The organism is uncultured Corynebacterium sp. (assembly GCF_946998835.1).
Taxonomy (GTDB): Bacteria; Actinomycetota; Actinomycetes; order Mycobacteriales; family Mycobacteriaceae; genus Corynebacterium.
Genome location: NZ_CAMQAZ010000014.1, coordinates 41936 through 62119 on the forward strand (window position 1 = coordinate 41936; position 20184 = coordinate 62119).

General features: G+C 57.8%; 21 protein-coding genes, 1 other RNA gene and 1 pseudogene. 18 read left to right on the forward strand and 5 right to left on the reverse strand.

Going from position 1 to position 20184, the window contains the following annotated elements; all coding sequences use genetic code 11:
* Positions 1–99 precede the first annotated feature (99 nt).
* From metG to Q0U90_RS06415, 6 genes are all read left to right on the forward strand, one after another.
* The gene (gene metG / locus Q0U90_RS06390) at positions 100–1926 is read left to right on the forward strand and encodes a methionine--tRNA ligase (protein WP_297452692.1); all 1827 of its coding nucleotides are present in this window, start codon (positions 100–102) and stop codon (positions 1924–1926) included.
* Between the two features lie 18 nt (positions 1927–1944).
* Positions 1945–2769, forward strand: a complete 825-nt coding sequence (locus tag Q0U90_RS06395) for a TatD family hydrolase (RefSeq protein WP_297452694.1) — start codon at positions 1945–1947, stop codon at positions 2767–2769.
* A 166-nt stretch (positions 2770–2935) separates the two neighbouring features.
* Positions 2936–4096 carry a resuscitation-promoting factor gene (locus tag Q0U90_RS06400; RefSeq protein WP_297452696.1) on the forward strand — a complete coding sequence of 387 codons (1161 nt, stop codon included), beginning with the start codon at positions 2936–2938 and terminating at the stop codon, positions 4094–4096.
* A 36-nt stretch (positions 4097–4132) separates the two neighbouring features.
* Positions 4133–5038 (forward strand): 16S rRNA (adenine(1518)-N(6)/adenine(1519)-N(6))-dimethyltransferase RsmA, encoded by a 906-nt coding sequence (gene rsmA, locus Q0U90_RS06405; RefSeq protein WP_297452698.1) that lies wholly within the window; start codon positions 4133–4135, stop codon positions 5036–5038.
* 21 nt (positions 5039–5059) lie between these two features.
* Positions 5060–5575: an NUDIX hydrolase gene (locus Q0U90_RS06410; protein WP_297452700.1), complete on the forward strand. Its 516-nt coding sequence runs from the start codon at positions 5060–5062 to the stop codon at positions 5573–5575.
* Positions 5559–7376 (forward strand): ABC-F family ATP-binding cassette domain-containing protein, encoded by a 1818-nt coding sequence (locus tag Q0U90_RS06415; protein ID WP_297452702.1) that lies wholly within the window; start codon positions 5559–5561, stop codon positions 7374–7376. The genes Q0U90_RS06410 and Q0U90_RS06415 overlap by 17 nt, the downstream gene beginning before the upstream one ends.
* Positions 7377–7404: 28 nt before the next feature.
* Here Q0U90_RS06415 and Q0U90_RS06420 read toward each other — a convergent pair whose 3' ends face one another.
* From Q0U90_RS06420 to Q0U90_RS06430, 3 genes are all read right to left on the reverse strand, one after another.
* Positions 7405–8373 carry a cation diffusion facilitator family transporter gene (locus Q0U90_RS06420; protein ID WP_297452704.1) on the reverse strand — a complete coding sequence of 323 codons (969 nt, stop codon included), beginning with the start codon at positions 8371–8373 and terminating at the stop codon, positions 7405–7407.
* A 20-nt stretch (positions 8374–8393) separates the two neighbouring features.
* Positions 8394–9161 (reverse strand): alpha/beta fold hydrolase, encoded by a 768-nt coding sequence (locus tag Q0U90_RS06425; protein ID WP_297452706.1) that lies wholly within the window; start codon positions 9159–9161, stop codon positions 8394–8396.
* Between the two features lie 161 nt (positions 9162–9322).
* Complete coding sequence (locus Q0U90_RS06430; RefSeq protein WP_297452708.1) at positions 9323–10966, reverse strand: AbgT family transporter; 1644 nt, start codon at positions 10964–10966, stop codon at positions 9323–9325.
* 165 nt (positions 10967–11131) lie between these two features.
* Between Q0U90_RS06430 and smpB the strand changes: the two genes are divergently transcribed.
* Positions 11132–11635: an SsrA-binding protein SmpB gene (smpB, locus tag Q0U90_RS06435; RefSeq protein WP_297452710.1), complete on the forward strand. Its 504-nt coding sequence runs from the start codon at positions 11132–11134 to the stop codon at positions 11633–11635.
* 454 nt (positions 11636–12089) lie between these two features.
* On the opposite strand, the pseudogene Q0U90_RS11635 reads toward smpB, so the two are convergent.
* Positions 12090–12203, reverse strand: a pseudogene (locus tag Q0U90_RS11635) (hypothetical protein); the annotation flags it as partial.
* A 211-nt stretch (positions 12204–12414) separates the two neighbouring features.
* Between Q0U90_RS11635 and ssrA the strand changes: the two are divergent.
* The 11 genes from ssrA to Q0U90_RS06490 all read left to right on the forward strand — a co-directional run bounded on the left by ssrA (position 12415) and on the right by Q0U90_RS06490 (position 18887).
* Positions 12415–12799, forward strand: a transfer-messenger RNA (tmRNA) gene (gene ssrA / locus Q0U90_RS06445).
* 180 nt (positions 12800–12979) lie between these two features.
* Positions 12980–14242, forward strand: coding sequence for a tyrosine-type recombinase/integrase (locus Q0U90_RS06450; RefSeq protein WP_297452714.1), 1263 nt, complete (start codon positions 12980–12982; stop codon positions 14240–14242).
* Between the two features lie 5 nt (positions 14243–14247).
* Entirely contained in the window at positions 14248–14685 is a 438-nt protein-coding gene (locus tag Q0U90_RS06455; protein WP_297452716.1) for a hypothetical protein, read from the forward strand.
* On the forward strand, positions 14686–15066 hold the full coding sequence (locus Q0U90_RS06460) for a hypothetical protein (protein ID WP_297452717.1): 381 nt from the start codon (positions 14686–14688) through the stop codon (positions 15064–15066).
* 258 nt (positions 15067–15324) lie between these two features.
* A complete protein-coding gene (locus tag Q0U90_RS06465; protein ID WP_297452719.1) occupies positions 15325–15579 on the forward strand; it encodes a helix-turn-helix domain-containing protein in 255 nt (84 codons plus the stop codon).
* Between the two features lie 3 nt (positions 15580–15582).
* Entirely contained in the window at positions 15583–15948 is a 366-nt protein-coding gene (locus Q0U90_RS06470) for a hypothetical protein (RefSeq protein ID WP_297452721.1), read from the forward strand.
* Between the two features lie 114 nt (positions 15949–16062).
* Entirely contained in the window at positions 16063–16257 is a 195-nt protein-coding gene (locus Q0U90_RS06475) for a hypothetical protein (RefSeq protein WP_297452723.1), read from the forward strand.
* On the forward strand, positions 16254–17633 hold the full coding sequence (locus Q0U90_RS06480) for a hypothetical protein (protein WP_297452725.1): 1380 nt from the start codon (positions 16254–16256) through the stop codon (positions 17631–17633). Before Q0U90_RS06475 ends, Q0U90_RS06480 begins: the two co-directional genes overlap by 4 nt.
* A gap of 498 nt (positions 17634–18131) precedes the next feature.
* Entirely contained in the window at positions 18132–18284 is a 153-nt protein-coding gene (locus Q0U90_RS06485) for a hypothetical protein (protein WP_297452727.1), read from the forward strand.
* A complete protein-coding gene (locus Q0U90_RS11640) occupies positions 18247–18396 on the forward strand; it encodes a helix-turn-helix domain-containing protein (RefSeq protein ID WP_366516638.1) in 150 nt (49 codons plus the stop codon). Before Q0U90_RS06485 ends, Q0U90_RS11640 begins: the two co-directional genes overlap by 38 nt.
* Before the next feature lie 323 nt (positions 18397–18719).
* Positions 18720–18887 carry a hypothetical protein gene (locus Q0U90_RS06490; RefSeq protein WP_297452729.1) on the forward strand — a complete coding sequence of 56 codons (168 nt, stop codon included), beginning with the start codon at positions 18720–18722 and terminating at the stop codon, positions 18885–18887.
* A 527-nt stretch (positions 18888–19414) separates the two neighbouring features.
* On the opposite strand, the gene Q0U90_RS06495 is transcribed toward Q0U90_RS06490, so the two are convergent.
* Positions 19415–19753 carry a hypothetical protein gene (locus Q0U90_RS06495; RefSeq protein WP_297452731.1) on the reverse strand — a complete coding sequence of 113 codons (339 nt, stop codon included), beginning with the start codon at positions 19751–19753 and terminating at the stop codon, positions 19415–19417.
* Between the last annotated feature and the right edge of the window lie 431 nt (positions 19754–20184).

The window sequence follows — 20184 nt, forward strand, 5'->3', positions numbered from 1 at the left end:
CATAAGCGTAGTGGCCGTGGGTGCATGAGATGGCAGTAGGGGACAGTTCAGGAGGACACAGTTCATCGCGATGGCAGGTCATCTATTACCCTGTTAAATATGTCTCGGATTTTCACAGCAGTTGCCTGGCCGTACGCTAACGGTCCGCGCCATATTGGCCACGTTGCAGGTTTCGGAGTCCCCTCGGACGTTTTCGCTCGCTACCAGCGAATGATTGGCAATGATGTGCTGATGGTCTCCGGTACTGACGAGCACGGCACGCCACTGCTGGTGCAGGCGGAGAAGGAAGGCGTGCCGGTCCAGGAATTGGCCGACCGTTACAACCGCCAGATTGTGCAGGACCTCGCGGGTCTGGGACTTTCCTACGACCTTTTTACGCGCACCACCACGCGCAACCACTATGCGGTTGTCCAGGAGCTCTTCCGCGGACTCTACGAAAACGGTTACATGGTCAAGCAGACCACGATGGGTGCGATTTCCCCGTCGACCGGTCGTACGCTGCCGGACCGATACATCGAAGGTACCTGCCCAATCTGTGGTGCATCCGGTGCCCGCGGTGACCAGTGTGACAACTGCGGTAACCAGCTCGACCCGGCCGATCTGATCGATCCGGTGTCGAAAATAAATGGCGAGACCCCGAAGTTCGTTGAAACCGAGCACTTCCTCCTCGACCTGCCGGCGCTAGCCGAGGCGCTGACCGAGTGGCTCCAAGAGCGCAAGGACTGGCGTCCGAATGTGCTGAAGTTCTCCCTGAACATCCTGAAGGACATCCGCCCGCGGGCAATGAGCCGCGACATTGATTGGGGTGTGCCGATTCCACTGGAGGGCTGGTCGGAAAACGGGACCAAGAAGCTCTACGTCTGGTTCGACGCGGTCGTCGGTTACCTGTCTGCCTCCATCGAATGGGCCTGGCGTATCGGTAATCCGGAGGCGTGGCGCACGTGGTGGAATGATCCGGAAGCGCTGTCTTACTACTTCATGGGCAAGGACAACATCACCTTCCACTCCCAGATTTGGCCAGCTGAGCTACTGGGCTACCGTGGTGAAGGTTCCCGCGGGGGCGAGGTCGGTGAGCTCGGTGAGCTGAACCTGCCGACGGAGGTCGTCTCCTCGGAGTACCTGACCATGTCGGGATCGAAGTTCTCCTCCTCCAAGGGCGTTGTCATCTATGTCAAGGACTTCCTGGCGGAGTTCGGTGCAGATTCGCTGCGCTACTTCATCGCAATGGCCGGCCCGGAGAACCAGGACACCGACTTCACCTGGGATGAGTTCGTCCGCCGCGTGAACAACGAGCTGGCCAATTCCTGGGGCAACCTGGTCAACCGCACTGTGTCCATGGCTTTCAAGAACTTCGGTGAGGTGCCGACTCCGGGCGAGTTCACCGATGCTGACCGCGAGCTGCTCGACTTGGCTGAACGTTCTTTTGCCGAGGTTGGCGACGCAATTGCGCTGTCCCGCTTCCGTGCCGGTATCACAGCCGCAATGCACCTGGTCGGTGAGGCTAATGCCTACATCGCTGCGCAGGAGCCGTGGAAGCTGGCCAAGGATGAGTCGCAGCGCGAGCGTCTGGCCACCGTGTTGTGGACTGCTCTGCAGGTGGTCAGCGATGCCAATGTGCTGCTGACCCCGTACTTGCCGGAAAGCGCACAAAAGGTTTTCGAGACCCTCGGTGGCGAGGGCATTTGGGCCGCAATGCCGGAAATCAAGGAAGTTCAGGACGACATGCCGGTCGAACCGGTAGGTGCTGACGTGCCGGCAGAGGGGCGCGCGTACCCGATCATTATGGGTGACTACGTCAATCAGAAGGCCGCCTGGCACCGCTTCGAAATCGAGCCGGGCACGCCGCTTGCCAAGCCAAAGCCGATTTTCACCAAGCTCGATGCCGAGCTGGCAGAGCATGGCCCCGAGTGGGCGCAGGTGAAGTAGGAGCGCAGTAGGACAGGCATGGGAAAGCGCAAACGTAAGATTGCTGAAGCCGCGGAGTATCTCACCCCGATGTTTGATGCCCACACGCATCTAGCATCCTGCGGGGCGCAAACTCCGGAGGAGATAGCGGCGCTCATGGACCGCGCTGCCGCAGCCGGAGTTGTCGGGGTCTGCACCGTGGGCGACGGTATGCCGGAAACGGAGCTGGCCTTCGCCGCCGCGCACGCGCACCCCAACGTCTGGGCCGCCGCCGCTATCCATCCGACGCGCGCCCGTGAGCTTGACGACGACGCCAAGGCCCGCTTAACCGAAATGGCCGCCGACCCCAGAGTCGTGGCCGTGGGCGAGACGGGACTGGATTGGTACTGGCTGGATTCTCTCGACGGCTGCGCGTCTAAGAGCGAGCAGCTGGCTGCGTTGCAGTGGCATATGGAGCTCGCTGCGACCGTCGGCAAGCCGCTGATGATTCATAACCGCGATGCCGATGAAGACCTGATGGCAGCGTTGGAGGGCTATGAGAACACCGTCATCTTGCACTGCTTTTCCTCGCCGATTGAGGTAGCCCGCGAAGCCATTGCGCGCGGTTATCTGCTGAGCTTTACCGGCAATGTCACCTTCAAGCGCAATGACTTTCTGCGGCAGGCCGTCGCGGAGGCTCCGGCGGAGCAACTGCTGGTGGAAACCGATGCGCCGTACATGACTGCGGAGCCGTTCCGCGGGGCACGAAACGAATCCACTTTTATTGGCCATCAGGTGCGTGTGATGGCTGCGGCCCGAGAAATCGGGGCAGAGGAGATGGCGCAGATTCTGACGGATAATGCCCGTCGGGTATACGGCATTTAACCACGTACTGACGCATAACCGCCCCTGAGCTGTAGATATGCAGTCGGGCGGTTTGCTGTATTCCCCGTCACTTTTATGGACATATTTTAGACAACACCGAATCTTTATCGTACTGTTACATATTGTATTTTTTACGACCTGCTTGATTGTCCACTTTTGAAAGGCTGTGACGGAATCCGTGAGTGCTGCGAAGAAGCGTCATCTGAACCGTGCTAACGACGGAGTTTCCACTTCGTCCAAGATCGCCGCTGGTGGTCTTGCCGCTGCTATTGCACTCGGTGGCACTGTCGCAGCTGCCAACTACGACACCATCACCGTCGAAATTGACGGCCAGATCGAACAGGTTGCAACCTGGTCCAAGGACGACAAGACCATTTTGCAGAAGGCCGGTATTGAGGCCGCGGGCGGCGACTTGGTTAAGCGCCAGGGTGATCTTACCGACGGCGGCAAGCTGGTCTACCGCTCTGCTAAGCCGGTCACGCTGGTTGTCGACGGTGAGTCGCAGGAGCTCAAGACCAACGCCATCACCACCGACGAGCTGGTTGAGGGGCTGAAGAAGCAAGGTCTGATCTCCGATAAGGACAAGGTCGAGGTCGCCAAGGGCAAGCTTTCCGCTAAGGGCACCAAGGTCAACGTCGTCACCGCCAAGAAGGTCGTGCTTTACGACGACGCCAAGGATGTCGACCTGACGGTTCCAGCTATGACCGTCGCTGATGTGCTGGATGAACGCGGCATCAAGCTGGGTGAAAAGGATGCGGTGAATCCGGGTCTGGATACCCCGGTGACTGAGGGAATGCACATCGCTGTGTCCCGTCTGATTGAGAAGACTGTTACCGAGACCGAGGAAATTCCGGCAGTCGAGAACATCATCTCCGATGACTCAATGTACGAGGATGAGCGCGTCGTTGAGCAGGAAGGCACTCCGGGTCAGCTTGAGCGCAAGGTTAAGGTTTCCTCCCGCGACGGTGTTGTGCTCGGTCGCGAGGTCCTCGACGAGAAGGAGCTGAAGGCTCCGGGTACTTCCACGGTTCGCCAGGGCACCAAGTCCCGCGTGGTCGCTCCGGCCGCCCCGGCTGCCGGCTATGGTGTGTGGGACCAGCTGGCGCAGTGCGAGTCCGGTGGTAACTGGGCTATCGACAACGGTAACGGTTTCTCCGGTGGGCTTCAGTTTACCGACTCCACCTGGGCTGCCTACGGTGGTACCCAGTACGCACCGCGTGCATCGCAGGCTTCCCGCGAACAGCAGATTGCTGTTGCTGAGCGGGTCCAGGCCGGTCAGGGTTGGGGCGCATGGCCCGCCTGCACCGCCTCCATGGGGCTCCGCTAAAACTGCTTTTCGGGTTCGAACCCGTAGTATCTAACTGTGACTAAAGCAGAAGTTTCTTTTTTGGGGCCGGTCGAAGTCCGCGACCTGGCGGCGCAGTTGGATATTGTCCCGACAAAGAAATTGGGACAAAACTTCGTCCACGATGCCAATACTGTGCGTCGAATTGTCGCTGCGGCCGACTTGCCGGAGGACTCCTACCCGGTTGAGGTCGGCCCCGGCTTGGGCTCGCTGACCCTCGGGCTGCTCGAACACTGCGGTCGCGCCGCGGCTGTCGAAATCGATCCTCGGTTGGCGGAGCGCCTGCCCCAAACCGTTGCGGAACGCGCCGCAGGCTGCGAGCTGGAGCTCATTGAGAAAGACGCGTTGAAGGTCCGCCGAGAGGACTTTCAGACCTCCCCGGATGCGCTGGTGGCCAATCTGCCATACAACGTTTCTGTACCGGTGCTGTTGCACATGCTTGCAGAGCTGCCCACCATTCGCCGCGTGCTCGTGATGGTGCAGTCCGAGGTGGCCGACCGTTTGGCAGCCCAGCCTGGCTCCAAGGTTTACGGCGTCCCCAGTGTGAAGGCCGCCTACTACGGCACAGTGCGTCGCGCTGGTGCTATCGGTCCACACGTCTTCTGGCCCGTTCCAAAGGTCGATTCTGGGCTCGTGCGCATTGACTGCTATGCCCGCTCCGATGCCCCTGAGACCTCAGGTGCACCGGAGGCTCCGTGGGAAATTTCGCCGCAGTTCCGGGCACGCCTATTTCCGCTTATCGATGCCGCGTTTGCGCAACGCCGCAAGACATTGCGGGCGGCGCTGTCGGGAATTTATGGGTCCGGTGCCACCGCCGAGGAGGCTCTTGTAGCCGCAGGGATCGACCCCAAGCAACGGGGCGAGAAGCTCGACATCGCCGATTTTGTCCGCCTCACCGAGGTCTCACGAGACCATCGCGTGTAATAAAGGACAGGCGATTTTTCCATGCACTGTGATGACGATTCCAGCAGTACCGCACGCAGTCGGCGTGAACCGCACGGCTTGGCGTGGACTAAGTTCTGGCCTGACGACGACGGCTGGGTGTGCAACTGCATAGTTTTCCGCGGTGATCGCCTGCTGCTTCTGCAGCGTGAACACGACGGCTTTCTCGGCGGACAATGGGACTTGCCGGGTGGCAAGCTCGATACCGGGGAAGAACCATCAGAGGCCGCTGTGCGCGAACTGCACGAAGAAGCCGGCCTACGTGCAGCTGAAGTCAGCGAGTTTGCGCACTATTCCAATCCGGACCTGGGTGGGGAGAACTTCCGCTTTCACACGGTAACCTTTCTGGTGCGTGAGGCTGATGACACTCAAGCTGTCCAACTCAGCGCGGAGCATCCGGACTTTACCTGGGTGACTCGGGAGCAGTTCGATGAGCTGCCGGTGGTTTGGTATGTCCGGCGTGTGCTTGGCAACGTCGAATGGGGCACAATAAATACTCATCATGGCGAATCTAATTAATTGCGAGAATATTTCTAAGTCCTTCGGGCTCAAGACGCTGCTCGATGGCGTTAGCCTCGGCGTTCAGGAAGGCGACCGCATCGGTGTCGTCGGTTTGAACGGTGGCGGAAAGTCCACGCTGCTGAAGATTCTGGCGGGTGTGGAACCGGCGGACTCCGGACGTATTTCGCGAGCCAACGACATGGCCATGGCGCATGTCACCCAGGGGGCGGAACTTGACCCGAACTCCACTGTGTTTGAGTGCGTCATCGAACCGCTTGGCCTCGCCGAACACGAGTGGGCGGGCAACGCTTCCATCCGCGAAGTCCTCGATGGCATCGGCATCAACGATCTCGGTATGGACACCAAGGTCGCTAATCTTTCCGGTGGTGAGCGCCGCCGCGTTAATCTGGCGGCAGCACTTGTCCGCGACTTGGATCTACTCATTCTCGATGAGCCGACTAACCACCTGGATATTGAGGGTGTGCAGTGGCTGGCCGATCACGTCCTGTCTCGCCGGGCAGCCCTGGTCGTCGTCACGCACGATCGTTGGTTCCTGGATACCGTTGCAACGAAGACGTGGGAAGTCCACGACGGCACTGTCGATTTCTACGACGGTGGTTATAATGACTGGACTTTTGCTCGTGCCGAGCGTGCGCGTCAGGCCGATGCCGCCGAGCAGCGTCGACAGAATCTCGCTCGTAAGGAACTCGCATGGCTGCGTCGTGGTGCGCCAGCCCGCACGTCGAAGCCGCGCTACCGCATCGAAGCTGCCGAGGCGCTCATCGCCGATGTCCCGGCACCGCGTGATTCCGTGGAGCTGATGGCATTTTCCCAGCGCCGACAGGGCAAGGTGGTCGTGGAGCTGGAGCACGCCTGCCTGGAAACGCCCGATGGCAGGGAATTGCTTAACGACGTCACGTGGCGCCTGGCCCCCGGCGAGCGCATTGGTCTGGTCGGTGTCAACGGCTCGGGTAAGACAACTTTGTTGCGCGCTCTGGCGGGAGACTACCCCTTGAGCGCTGGCAAGCGAATCGAGGGCAAGACTGTGCGCCTGGGGTGGCTGCGCCAGGAACTTGATGATCTTCCGCTGGACATGCGCGTGCTCGATGCAGTGGAGGATGTGGCAACCTACATTGACCTCGGCAAGAAGCAGATTAGTGCCTCGCAGTTGGCCGAGCGGTTGGGCTTTTCCCCGAAGCGGCAGCGCACTCCAATCGCTGACCTCTCCGGTGGTGAGCGGCGTCGCCTGCAGCTCACACGTGTGTTGATGAGTGAGCCGAACTTTCTACTGCTCGATGAGCCGACGAATGACCTGGACATTGATACGCTGCAGGAGCTGGAAGACCTGCTGGACAACTGGCCGGGCACGTTGGTGGTCATCTCCCACGATCGCTATCTGATTGAGCGTATTGCCGATTCAACCTGGGCTCTCTTTGGCGATGGGGAGTTGACGAACCTGCCCGGGGGGATTGGTCAGTACCTGGAGCGCCGCGCGCAGCTGGCGGCTGAGGTGAGTACGGGCTCTGGTGCGCCGAATAATGCTGGCAGTTCTGCCAGCGACCCCGACACAGAATCGAGCCTCTCGGCAGCCGAGCTGCACGCCTTGCGCAAGCAGATGAACGCACTCGAGCGCAAAATGGGCAAGCTTGCTGAAAAAGAAGCGGCCATTAACGAGGAAATGGCAAAAATCAGCGCGGATGTCGACAACCTCGACACCGAGCGTCTGGCCGAACTCGACCGCGAGGCAGCGGAACTGCGCGATGCCCGCGACGAGTTGGAAATGGAATGGCTAGAGCTGGGGGAGCAGGCGGAGGGCTAGCACTAAAGGTAGGTGCTAGCCGAACACCTTAGGTATGTGCCGGGTATTCGTGGTCTGCGTGCCCGGTTCTTTCAATTTGCACCGTGGCGTGTTCAATCCCGTGGACGTCGTGAAGCAGCGCCTGGGTGCGGTCGAGCAGTGCGTGCTCATCGCCGTTGGGGAGCGTATCGCAGCGTACGAGGTGGACAGATGCCAGCAGGTCGCTGCCGTTGAGGGACCAGACATGGAGGTCGTGGACATCGACTACTCCGTCCAGTTCGGACAGGTCAGCGGTGATTTTCTCAGTGTCGACGCCCTTCGGGGTGTACTCCAGCAGCACGTGGAGACAATCGCGTACCAGAACGGCGGCTCGTGGGACGATGAAGAGCGCAATCACGATGGAGACCACCGAGTCAATGGCAGTCCAGCCGGTGTAGGCGATAGCGATGGCGGAGATAATGACGGCGACCGAACCGGCGGCGTCGACAAGCACATGCAGATACGCACCGCGGACGTTGACGCTTTCCTTGGCAGCACCGGCGAGCAGAAACGCTGCAATCACATTGGTGAGCAGGCCGATGACTGCGATGATGAGCATCGACGTGGTTTGAATTTCCGACTGCTCCGCAGAGCCGAAGCGGCGAATCGCGCCCCAGAGGATCACTGCGGCGATGATGAAGACTGTCAGGCCGTTGACGAGAGCGGTCAGAACCTCAACGCGGCGATATCCGTATGTCGCGCGATGATTGGCGCCTCGCTGGGCAATCGCCAAACCAGCAACTGCCATGAGCAGACCCGCAGAGTCCGTCACCATGTGGCCAGCATCTGCCAAGAGTGCCAGCGAACCGGAGACTAGGCCACCGATGAGCTCGGCTAGAAATACAACGAGGGTTAGCCCCGCGGCTGCGAGCAGGCGACGGGCAGGAGTGTTCGCGGGGTCAAAATGAGCGTGGTCATGGCTGTGACCGTGCGCATGCTCCTTCGAATGTGAGTGGCCAGAATGTTCAGTTGCGTCCATAACTCCTAATGATAGCGGGGTTATGCAGGCTCCGGAAGATAGCTGTCAGCCCACGCATAAATCAGATCAGCGGCACGCGCAGCGGACTTTGCGCGGGTGAGCAAGTGGTCCGCGCGATCCAGGCTCATCAGGGATTTTGGATAGCGGGAAACCTGGAAAATCTTCTGCGCGCTGTCGATGCCGACAGTCTGGTCAGTCGGGGAGTGAAGAATCAGCAGTGGTTTGCGCAGTTGACCGAGATAGACCTCTGGGTTGTAGTCCGCCAGCACTTCCAAGAACTCGCGGGAGATGGGAATACCTCGGCCCTCGATCTGCAGAACCTGCGTGCCGTGTTCATCGACAGTCGAAATATCACCGGCGATGCGCACAATGGAGTGAGCCGGGTCGAAAGGCGCTCCGATTGTCGCCACTGCCTTGACCTTCGGCATATCGTGGCCGGCATTCAGTGCCGCTGCGCCACCCAGCGAGTGGCCAATCAGCAGTGATGGCGCCTCGAACTCAGCCTCCATGAAATCGTAGGCAGCCTTGAGGTCATCGATATTGGTCTGGAACGTCGTCTCGCCGAAATCACCCGTGGATTGCCCCAGCCCAGTGAAATCGAACCGGAACGCCGCAATACCCTTCTTTGCCAGCGCCTTACAGGTCCGCGACGCGCCGGGCACCATCCGATTACATGTGAAGCAATGGCCAAACAGCGCCCACGCGCGTGGCGTGCCGTCAGGCAGGTCAATCGATGCTGCCAGCGTCTCGCCGGTCGATCCCGTAAATTTCAGGTGCTTAGTTGGCATAGGTTATATCCGCGCCTCAGTATGTGCTCAGTGTGTACGTTTTCGCTTTACGACGGCCGTTGTGGTGGCGACCGTACGCCATGGTAAACCCGAGCGTCGCAAGTAAGTGAGGGATTGGCCGAAAAATTCGACCAATCCCTCACTTGCCTGCCAGCTGTGAGTTAACGCACCGGAACGCCTGGCCCCAGCGGAATGCCCGCCAGGTACCAAAGGACGAAGAAGAGGAACCAGCCCACCAGCATGCACAGCGAGTACGGGATAGCCAGCGACATTAGGGTGCCAACACCGGCCGGCTTGTAGTACTTCTGCAGGAAGGTCAGTGCCAGCGCGAAGTACGGCGACATCGGCGTAATGATGTTCGTCGGGGAGTCACCGATTCGGAACAGCTGCTGCGAAACTTCTGGAGACACGTTGACGTACATCAGCATCGGCACCACAACGGGTGCCATCAGTGCCCACTGTGCGGAGCCCGAGGTAATCAGCAGGTTGAGGACACCCACCATCAGGACGAAGGCTGCAAAGAGCAAAAGCGGTGGCAGATCTGCCTTAGTCAGGAACTCGGAGCCCTTAATAGCAGTCCACTGGCCGATATTGGACCACTTGAAGTAGGCCGTAAACTGCGAGACCGCGAAGAAGAGCACCATCATTGTGGTCAGCGTGCCCAGACCGCGTTCCATGAATGCTGGCACATCCGCAGAGGAAGTGATGGTCTTGGCTCCGATGCCGTACGCAATACCGACAACGGCGAAGAAGAGGGCAATGGACACCACGACGTCGGTAAGCAGCACGGAATTCAAGATGCCGTCGCCCTCGCCGCGCAGGGGCGAGCCCGGGATGAACAGCGCGGCGAACCAGAGAGCCAGGAAGATAACGGCGGCGATGTTGCCGTAGCGCAGGCCACGGCGCTCGGCGTCGTCCAGAACGAGCTTGTCGCGACCGCTGCTGGAGTTGTCGGAGGAGCTGTCCGGGGCTTTGTTTGCAGCATTCTCTTCAGCGGCCTCCTCCGAGGCACCCGGCTTGGTGAACTCAGCAGCTTCGTGGTCAATGTGGTCTTCGTGGATGGTCTTCTTTACGTGCTTGGTGATGAACAGCTCAGTAACAGCTGTAATAATCAGCGCCAGCACAATCGACGAGGCCATGGTGAAGAAGTAGTTGGCCAGCGGCGAAACCACGTACTCCGAATCCACGAACTGTGCTGCGTTCGTGGAGATACCCGCCAGCAGAACATCGGTGATGTTCAGCACCAGGGAGGAATTGAATCCGGCCGATGAGGCGGCAAAGGCGACCATGGCACCGACAATCGGGTTGCGACCAACCGCGGCGAATGAGGCGGCACCCAGCGGAATGAGGATGACGTAGACAGCGTCGGAGGCAATCGAACCAGTCACACCGGCCAGTGCAACAATGAATGTCAGCAGGACAGGGGAGTGCACCTTGGAAATTGCCGCGCGGATTGCCGAGCCGATGTAACCGGAGTACTCCGCAATTGCGACACCGAGCATGCACACCAGAATCAGGCCAACTGGTGCGAAGTCCGTGAAGTTCGTTACCGCTTCCGAGACCATCTTCTGCAGGTACTCCGCGGTAGCGAGGCTTTCCACCTCGATGATGTCGCCCGACGCTGGGTCCTTGGCCTGCATACCTGCCGCCGCGCCAATCCACGACGAGACGATGACCACACCAGCGAGGATTACGAATAACCAAAATGGATTCGGCAGTGCGTTGCCGATGCGTTCAAGTGTTGCTAGGAACCCCTTTGGCTTCGGTGGCGCTTTATCCGGTTCCAACGTTTTTGACTGTCCCATATATAAATCCCTCTGTGTTAGACGTTGGTAAAAGGTTAGGGGAAAGTAAGTTGCGTCACAACGTAAAAGGCCAGAGGGATGCGTATGCGAACTGCATGCAGGCACATAAGGGAAAGTTAAGGGAATAGCTGTAGCGCTCACTCTTCGGCTAGAGTTAAGCAGGTTATGGGCAAGAAGAAGTCGAAGAAAGAAAAGGTCAGCGCCAACAACGCGGTGGTGGCCACCAATCGTCGTGCCCGCCATGACTACAACATTCTGGACACCTACGAATGCGGTGTCGTTCTCGTGGGCACTGAGGTCAAGGCGCTGCGCGAGGGCAAAGCATCGCTTAACGACGCCTTTGCGACCATCGACGACGGAGAAGTGTGGCTGCGCGGGCTGCATATCCCGGAGTACTCCTACGGTTCGTGGACTAATCACTCACCGCGTCGCTCGCGCAAGCTGTTGTTGCACCGCAAGGAGATTGACACCCTGTGGGGCAAGGTCCGCGATGGCAACAACACGCTTGTACCCCTGAAGCTGTACTTCACCAACGGTCGCTTGAAGGTCGAGCTCGCACTCGCCCGCGGTAAGCAGGATTATGACAAGCGCCAGGACATCAAGCGCCGCACGGAGGAGCGCGAAGCTACTCGTGCGCTGGGCCGTCGTGTGAAGGGGATTCAGGGGTAGAAGAGGTCTTCATTAGAAAAGGCCTCTATTAGAAGGGGAACTCAGTCGCATCGACTGGGAGGATGAGCAGGCCAATGACATTTTCGTGACGGTCAAAGGCAACTCGAGCCATCCACTCGCCGGCTTCATGCTTGAGGGTGGTTATGACGAGGCTTGTGCCGAGAATCTTCGACAGTAGTTTTTGCGAGGTCGGTGCCTTAGTCCTGGTTCCCCCGAGGCTGGTGACTTGGGTGTCGTCGAAAGATTCGAACGCGCCAGTCTCGGTGAGAACGTCTGACCATGCAGAGTAGATGGTGGACCAGGGGAGGTCCTTTCGGAGCTTTGGCGAGATCATGTTGACGGTTTCTGTTTCTTCACCGTTGATGATGTGGCGAAGGAATTTTTCGCCGAGCTCGGCGATATGAGTAGTTTTTGTCGCAGTCATTAATTCTCCTGAAACGGGGTCTGGGACACTTCCGAACCGCTTGAATGCCGCCTGCCGGGAGATATTGAGTGCATTTCCAATCTCTGCCCATGAGTGGCCCGCTGCGCGAGCCTGCGCCACAGCATCCTCAAGTTCTTGTTCGGCAATGTTCTTTGCTTGCAGTCGGTGACGGATTGTCGTCAATGGATCCATGACTGCAGTCAACCATTGGTTGACATAGTTGTCAACCCGGGGTTGACGTTCGGACGGGGGCTGTAGGTCCGCGACGAAGTTTGTTGACTTTTCTCGTCGTAAAGCGTTATTCTTGAACATCCTTCGAGCGCTACGCACATTCCCGCGTTCGAAGGCATTGTATGGGGCTGATATGGTTTCGACACCGTACAGTGAGCCAGGGGAAGCGTGCCGGTGCAGGCTAGAGACCACCGTTTAAGCGTCGTAGCAACTGATTAAGCGCCGAGAACACTCAGCGCGACTACGCTCTCGCTGCCTAATTAAGCGACTAGCGTGTCTGTCAGACCGGGCTTGCCCTTTGGTCCGGACCCTGGCATCGACTTAAAAGGGCTCGCCCGATGGGTGTGCCGTAAGGCTCATTGGGGATCTTCTTACTTGCGGCTGGGCCCGTCATTCGGACATGTTTGCCTGAGCCGAAGGGTCAAGTAGAGGCAATCGTGCGAACTGCGCACGGAGAAGCCCTGGCGAGTTGGCGGTGGACCCGAGTTCAATTCTCGGCAGCTCCACGAACAGCATTCCCCCCGGTTGTTGATGACCGGGGGGTTTGTTGTATCCGGCCTGGTAGTGACTGTTTTTAGTCTACATGATTAATGTCCTGTGGTGGACTCGGATAGACTGGAATCTGGCACAAATCTGGCATATCTGGCACAAATCTGGCACGCGCAGCATGACCACCACAGGCGGAAACAATGGCATTCGGTAGCATTCGAAAACTCAAGTCTGGAAGATTCCAGGCGCGCTACACCTACCGGGGGCAAGACTGTAAAGCCCCGGATACCTTCAAAACCCGCAGCCTTGCGCAAGGCTGGCTGAACGAAGAAGAGAAACTGATTAGTTTCAATGAGTGGACTCACCCGGAGCAGCGGGCGGCGGAAGAGCAGCTAGCGCAGCAGCGCCACGCCCTTACCGTGGAAGCATGGCTAGAGCAGTATCACGACGGCCTTACGGTCCGCGCGTCTACGCTGCAGACTTATCGGCGTACCGTCCGCAACCGCATTACTGACCCACGGCCCCCTGGTGACAAGGACCCGGACATTACCCGGCTTGCTGGTATTCCCCTTGTGGAACTGACTAAATCCGATGTTTACGCGTGGTGGGACGCTATCACCCGTGCTTATGACACCCCGGAAACAAACCAAAAAGCCTATGTGCGGCTTAAGGCAGCGTGCGACGAAGCGGTTCGACGTGAGCTGATAGACCGTAATCCGGTGGAGATTGCGGCGGCTAAGCGGCGCAGCACACGAGAATTACCGTATCTGCCCACCACGGAGGAGTTACACGCCGTCGTCGATGGAATGCGGCCGTCGTACAAGCTGCTGACTGTCCTGTGTTTGTTTCATGGTTTGCGTATCGGTGAAGCAATCGCGGTGGAAGTACAGGACGTAATCAGTGCCGATGTGCCGGTGCCGTATGCCCCTCGGTACTCGATTCGGGTTAGGCAGAACGCGCAGCGGATTACACCGGACGGCGGTAGCACATTCATGCTGGCACAACGGCCTAAGAGCCGGGCGGGTACCAGGGAGGTCCCTTTTATGCCGTCAATGGTGCCGTTGTTGTGGGAGCACCTGGCTAAGCATGTAGCCCCGGAACCGGTGGAACTCAATCAGGCTGCAGACCTCGGAGGCGGCACACGCCCGGCCCGATTGCTGACCACCACAAGCAAGGGTGAAATTGTTTTTGACACGTCTTATAGGGCGGTGCTGGAGCGGGCTGTGAAGCGGGCGGGTGTGTCTGAGCGGATTAAACCGCATTCGGGTAGGCGCTGGTTGGTGACCCGGCTTGCGGAAGAGGGTGCGCATGTAAAAGAGATTGGCCGGATTCTCGGTGATGATGATTTGAGTGTGATTATGGGCGTTTACATGTTGGTTCGCACGTCGAGGACTACGGAGCTTATAGGCATTGTGGACGCGTCGGTTGCGGCGGCGCAGCCGAAAGAGCAGGGGCAGGAGTAGGCGGCATGGTCAAAAAGAAAAGTGAGCGGTGGAAAACGCCGGAGCCTGAGAGGTGGGGCGTAGTCCGTGTTATCGACCGGGGCAAAGTTCTGGGAGAGATTGTCGTATTCCCGGATGCTGGGGATATTTACGTGGACCCCAGGAAGTCGGGGGTCCAATACCTAGAAGATGGGGACACTCTTCCTGCAAGGTCGATTTACAGCAAAGTTGTAATTCACGACCCGGAGGCGTTTTTCAAGGGGCGTTATTGGCCGCCAGAGTTCGGTACAGAGCGGCACCCTCTTACTCTTGGTGAAGTTCTACGCTGTGTTCAGTCCTATTATCAGTTCCCTGATTTTTCTGTGTCTCGTGAGAAGTTGGGCCGCGTGATGTTGGAGCTATGGCGTAACGGTAAAGAAACTATTGAGTATCGGGACCTTCAGAAACTGTTGGGAATGCGTTAAATGAAAAAGTCTGAACGTGACCGTCCTGCTGGTCTAATTGTTCGCGTGCGTGACGGGAAATACATCATGGGGGATTTGTCGGCATACGTGAGGCTCGATAGCGGTATGGAAATAGATGGGGTTTACGTAACAAACCGATGGGGAGAGGATTACCTTCCGGGTTGGGCAGTGGGGCCAAATGACCGAACGAAGCAAATTTGGATAGAGGAGCGAAATGAGCAGGTAGAGAGCGGTGCGCAGTTAGTGAGGCGGGTTCGCTATGTAGTGTTCCCTGATTTTCGTATTCGTGAAGAGAAATTAGCGCCGGTGGTTAATAAGTTGCAGATGGCTGGTGTGCGTGAAATTCAGTATTTGGCAATACGGCAGGCGCTGGGAATGTAGAAGCTCCAGAGGTCCATGCGTGAGCATATGGGGGCGTGCTAGAGTGTGGTTGATTCTTCACATTTGTTTGAGCCGTGACACTGTAGTGAAGTAACCATTTAGCTAGGTGGTTTACCGCCATAGGCGGGGTTAAGACGGCAGATGACAGAGTTTCTACTGTCCCTAGCACCTAAAGGCGGTGCTTTGTAGTAAAAGCCCTGATTCGTTGGGGGTTACTACTCGTACCTAAAAACGGGTACGTGGGAAAGTAGTTCTGTTATGACTGGTGCAGCAACTCGCGCCACCACGAAAACCACCACCGCAGCCGCTCGCGGCAAGCAGCTTAAGCCCCGACACATGGGCAGCGTAAAAGACGCTGCAGAGCGTTGGGCAATCAGCGAAAAGACTATTCGGCGCATGATTAACGCCGGGGAGCTCGTCGGTTACTATCCGACACCCCGCGCCCTGCGTGTGGACTTTTTTGAGCTCGATTCCCTCATGGAGTCCCGCGCCACTCGTAAGGTGGTGGCGTAACGCATGACCACCAACTACACCCCAGCTGATTTACTGGCCTACCTCAAGGAAAATGGGCTAATCGACGCGGCGATTGAAGCGCTGTACACACTCGCAGACGATATGAGCGCGTCCGAACAGGCAGACTTCGCGGTAACTGTTCTGGAGTCCCTGCAGAAGATTATCGCGTATGAGGTTCGGGTCCACCGGCTCGATACCGCCACGCGCTACAGCAATGGCGTGCCGTTGACTGTCACCGGGCTAGAGCCGTATGAGGAAGTCGATACCGACGGCGTGCGGCATACGGGAGTACGCCCGTTTACCACCTGTATGCACCCCAGTGGTGCGGTAATCCACCCGGCTATCGACAACGGCGGGGAGGTGGCGTAACCCGTGGTTGAAAAGAATATCCCCGCGCCGGTGAGACACGGGGCATTCGCAGAATCAACTCCCAATTTTATCATTTACCAGCAGCTGCACGTGTGCTTTGGATACTCGAAAGACATGCGGAAGTGTGCCCGTGAAGTCGCTGGGAAACTCGCAGCGATTGAGCAATTCGGAAGCGTGGACATGAGCGCCTGGGAATCAACGCTAACAGTCCATGAACTGCGGTTGTTGTGGGAACTGGCAACACCACAGCAGCGCCGGGCGGTTGAAGAGCTAGCGGACGTGATTAAGCACAGGGACGGTGCGGCGTGAGCAAGCAGCGAACACGGTACACACTGGACCAGCTAGAGAATGTTGAACCGCTGGAATATCAGGTGTTCACCTCCTCGCAGGCAATGCGGAAAATCTGGCATAGAAGCATCGCCCGGCGTATGTCCCCGTGGGGAGTGCTGGCAAACGTGCTGGCCTATGTCAGTGTGGCGATTCCCCCACTTGTTCAAACCCCACCAATCCTAGGAGGCTATGGGTCGCTAAATCTGCTGGTTGGTCTGGTCGGTTCCTCTGGAGCGGGTAAAGGCGCGTCACAGGCCGTAGCCCGTGAACTCCTGTTGTTCAAGCAGTACGACGCGGGCGGCCTCGATGTTGATATTGAGGAGTTCCCACTGGGCACCGGTCAGGGTGTAGCACAGGTGTTTAAGCCACCGGCCAAAGACGAGGACCGGCCGCAGATTGACCGCGCCCTGTTCGTCGCCACTGAAATTGATGGGCTGGCAGCAAGCACTCAGCAACGCGGCGCAACAATCATGACGGTGCTCCGTCAGGTCTGGTCAGGAGAAAACCCCGGGGCCGTCAACGGCAGCCGGGAGACTACCCGCAATATCCCGGCCCACTCATACAGGGCTAGCCTGCTGTGTGGAATCCAACCGGAACGCTCCGCAGCACTACTCAATGAACACGAGCTAGCAGGCGGCACTCCTCAAAGGTGGTTGTGGCTGGAAGTAGCACGCTACCCCGGCCGGGAGCGCCGGGCCGATAAGGAACTGGCCGCCGGGCCGCTAACGGTTGTGATGCCGAAGTCCTTTGCCCCGCCGGAGTCCAAAACACAGCAGCACCCGAAGCCGGTAACCATTGATGTGCCGGAGGAGGCGGAGACAGAAACTGTTGAGCTCTACGAGGAAAATCAACTCAAAGATGACGGCTCGGTCCATACGCACCGCAACCTAACCAGAATCAAAGTTGCGTGCCTGCTGGCCGTCCTCAATGGCAGCAAAGCCAACGGTCGCATTGCGGTAACCCCCGATGAATGGCGCATTGCCGGGCTGGTCATGGATAAGTCAGACCAAGCACGACAGCGGTGCGAGACAGCGTTAAAGGCAGCAGAGTCACGGGATAAGACACGCCGCATTGTTGAAGACGAAGTAGCGCGTGACGACGCGCGCAGGCAGACGGCAATCAATTGGGTTCGCCGCAGAGTTCACCACGGATTCTTTGACGATTGGGTTATCGGTGGTGCTGCACGCAACAGCGCTGATAGTAAATTGCGTGGTCAGTTTCCGGGCGCGCTGCACTACGTCGTTGACCATGACAAGCTACTTGAGCGCGTTCCACTCATGGACCGCAGCGGCAAGAATCAGGCGCGCGACAAAGACGGATTGCCTGAATACCAGTACCGGAAGCTAGGCAGGTAGCTGGGCAGGGGTGCGGCTCCAATCCCCCAACGCCCCAACCCTGGTTAGAGGGGGTTTTCAGCCCCCAAAATCCGGCCCCAATCCTCCAAACCCTACACAGCCACCCCCATAACTTTGGGGTTTTGGGGCGCCGGTTTGGGGCCTAAAAACATGCCCTGAGCTGCATTGGGGTTTTGGGGCTTTGGAGAACGGGATACAAACAGCCCGGCGCGCCGGGCGGTCCTGTGTGTAGCTGTAACCCCCGGGGGCTATCCCCTCCGTGAGAATAATCCCGCCCCCCATTGCGCAGGCGGCGGGGGCTGGTTACAGGTCTGGAGTTCCACAGCCCCAGGGGGTGACCCCCTCCCTGGCCTGTCGTGTCGGCCGGAAGGCAATGGTGCTCTGTTCGTGTACGGGTTTGAGCATTTTCGGTTTTTTCGGCATCGGTGGCAGCGGACGGCAGCGTGAAGAGGTTCAGCACCACACGAAAACGTTTGTGAAGTGAACTAGTATGAAAACATGATGGTTCACGCACCAAACACATCTGAGCAGCAGGCGATAGAAACCAGACTCGCCACAGCACTGACCACTATTGCGCGGCTAGCCGGGAACCTCGATGACCTCATTGGAGGTCATGGCCTGGTGCGGCGTGTCTGCTACCACGGTGCGTAATTGGCGGCGCGCCGGAAAGTTACAAGGATTCTGGTCCGGTAGGAAATGGGTCTACAGAACCAGCGACGTGCTGAAGGTAAAAGAAGAAATGGAGCAGCGCCGGGCCGGATAACAGATAGGCCCCCCACGAAATCTTAAGGCGGTGGCTCGCCCGCGACTCTCTCGGTTCACTGTGCTTGCTTGTCTCTCTCTCCTTTTGTTTTGTGGTGCTAATTAGTGGGGTGGGGAGGGAACCCCGGCGGCTCCTGGAAGCAAAAAGGGCACTGCGTTGTTGCGGTACCTCCCCCGGTTGGCTGGCGGTGTCGAACAGGCCCAAGAACAGGGGTTGGGTCGCTGCTACTCGGTGGCGGTTGCTACTGGTGGCAGGCTGTTTTAAGGGCGTGGTGTGCCGTAAACTATTGGTGTCAAAACGTAAAGGGCATGTGAGGTGTTGTTGTGGGGCAGAACGCTAGTAGGTGGCAAGCACAGTTTGATGAACTCACGGCGCTGATTCGGTCGCTGGAGGAGATGGAGCCTATGCCTGCGAAAGAGATTGTGGCGGCGTATGCGCAGCGGGCGCGTGCGATTGAGGAATTGGAGAAATCTCCATTTGGTAGGCGGTAGCGGCTGGGGTGAATGTCCCACCGGTGGGAAATCAGTGCGGCCCTGGCAGGTGTTCCAAATGCCCCACGTGAAGCCGTGAGCGCTAGAGGTTTTGAAACTTTCAAGATTCGGTGCTGGTGGCAGTGACCCAATTGCCTGCTATTTGCAAGTTGTAAATATCTCGATGTGTTCCCGTGAGCCTTGGGCATAATCCATAATTCTGGATTTTGAATTACAGGGTTACGCGGTGAGCACGGTCATTATGACCGGGGTAGGCATGGCCGTCGTGCCCTGGATGACTTTTTTCGGAAAATGGAAGAAAGTGTTCTCGGTCAATAATGACCGGGTAGAAAACCGCAATTTAGTAATTGCCCCTGGTGTGTCGTGAGCCGGTGCTGTTAAAGGGGGTCGCGATTCGCTACCCCGTTGTGTCTTGGAGGATATGCCCGAATCCGGGCAATATTCACCCGCGCTACCGACTTATGCAGAGTGGGCAAATTGCCCACTTTGAAACTCGGAAGAACTTCCGTTTGTTGGAGGATTCTCCATTATCCGCGCATAGTTTCCGCGCTGTCTTTCGGTTGAGCGATGTCCACAATGTCCAGTGCTAGGGACGCGGGAATCCTGAACGTTGGCCAGTGGCCTTCCATGTCCTTTTCCAGGCGTTGAATGTTCCTGCAGGCTGGGCATGGGTAGTACTCAACGGACAGCGGCACGCCGTTGCTATCAATCTTGACGGGGGTTGCGTTCTGCCGGGAGATGAACTTTCCACATGCGGCGTGGTCGCCTGCTTCTGTTTGGCGGACGATGGTGTGGGCGGCCCGGCGGCGGCGCTTATGCCTGCTATTCGCTGACTCGGTTGCAGTAATCTTTGGATTGGTAGACATGGTGGCAGTCCTTTCAAATGGTTTTGGGCGGCTGTTTTTGGAAAATCTGGCACAAATCTGGCACGCCCGAACAGTGGGTTATCTCAATAAGTCTCCTACCAGCGCGTTAGCGGTTTTATAGTGGAACCTCGGCAGCTCCACGGATAGGGAATCCCCGGTCATTATGGCCGGGGATTTTCTTTTGCATAATAGTCTTTATTTTTGTCTTTTGGCAGTGGGTTAGGATGTAGCGAATAAGGGTGCGATGAGTATATGTCTTTGCCCTAAAGAAGTGTGTTATTCAGGGGCATGAATTTATCTCTTGGCGGGATTTAATAGTGTGAAAATATGTCAGGTAATGCTAATTGAACATTTTCAGTTTAGGCCTCTGAACTCGTGTAATGGTAATTATCCCGGCATTATGGGGGTATGGGTAAAGCGCGCAGTATTTT

What these genes read in the sequence shown, in the direction of transcription:
- Q0U90_RS06485 (WP_297452727.1), top strand. Translation starts at nt 18,132, where the DNA reads ATGATGGTTCACGCACCAAACACATCTGAGCAGCAGGCGATAGAAACC.
- Q0U90_RS06420 (WP_297452704.1), bottom strand. Translation starts at nt 8,373, where the DNA reads ATGGACGCAACTGAACATTCTGGCCACTCACATTCGAAGGAGCATGCG.
- Q0U90_RS11640 (WP_366516638.1), top strand. Translation starts at nt 18,247, where the DNA reads ATGGCCTGGTGCGGCGTGTCTGCTACCACGGTGCGTAATTGGCGGCGC.
- Q0U90_RS06430 (WP_297452708.1), bottom strand. Translation starts at nt 10,966, where the DNA reads ATGGGACAGTCAAAAACGTTGGAACCGGATAAAGCGCCACCGAAGCCA.
- metG (WP_297452692.1), top strand. Translation starts at nt 100, where the DNA reads ATGTCTCGGATTTTCACAGCAGTTGCCTGGCCGTACGCTAACGGTCCG.
- Q0U90_RS06410 (WP_297452700.1), top strand. Translation starts at nt 5,060, where the DNA reads ATGCACTGTGATGACGATTCCAGCAGTACCGCACGCAGTCGGCGTGAA.
- Q0U90_RS06465 (WP_297452719.1), top strand. Translation starts at nt 15,325, where the DNA reads ATGACTGGTGCAGCAACTCGCGCCACCACGAAAACCACCACCGCAGCC.
- Q0U90_RS06395 (WP_297452694.1), top strand. Translation starts at nt 1,945, where the DNA reads ATGGGAAAGCGCAAACGTAAGATTGCTGAAGCCGCGGAGTATCTCACC.
- Q0U90_RS06475 (WP_297452723.1), top strand. Translation starts at nt 16,063, where the DNA reads ATGCGGAAGTGTGCCCGTGAAGTCGCTGGGAAACTCGCAGCGATTGAG.
- Q0U90_RS06425 (WP_297452706.1), bottom strand. Translation starts at nt 9,161, where the DNA reads ATGCCAACTAAGCACCTGAAATTTACGGGATCGACCGGCGAGACGCTG.
- Q0U90_RS06455 (WP_297452716.1), top strand. Translation starts at nt 14,248, where the DNA reads ATGGTCAAAAAGAAAAGTGAGCGGTGGAAAACGCCGGAGCCTGAGAGG.
- Q0U90_RS06450 (WP_297452714.1), top strand. Translation starts at nt 12,980, where the DNA reads ATGGCATTCGGTAGCATTCGAAAACTCAAGTCTGGAAGATTCCAGGCG.
- Q0U90_RS06415 (WP_297452702.1), top strand. Translation starts at nt 5,559, where the DNA reads ATGGCGAATCTAATTAATTGCGAGAATATTTCTAAGTCCTTCGGGCTC.
- Q0U90_RS06460 (WP_297452717.1), top strand. Translation starts at nt 14,686, where the DNA reads ATGAAAAAGTCTGAACGTGACCGTCCTGCTGGTCTAATTGTTCGCGTG.
- smpB (WP_297452710.1), top strand. Translation starts at nt 11,132, where the DNA reads ATGGGCAAGAAGAAGTCGAAGAAAGAAAAGGTCAGCGCCAACAACGCG.
- Q0U90_RS06495 (WP_297452731.1), bottom strand. Translation starts at nt 19,753, where the DNA reads ATGTCTACCAATCCAAAGATTACTGCAACCGAGTCAGCGAATAGCAGG.
- Q0U90_RS06470 (WP_297452721.1), top strand. Translation starts at nt 15,583, where the DNA reads ATGACCACCAACTACACCCCAGCTGATTTACTGGCCTACCTCAAGGAA.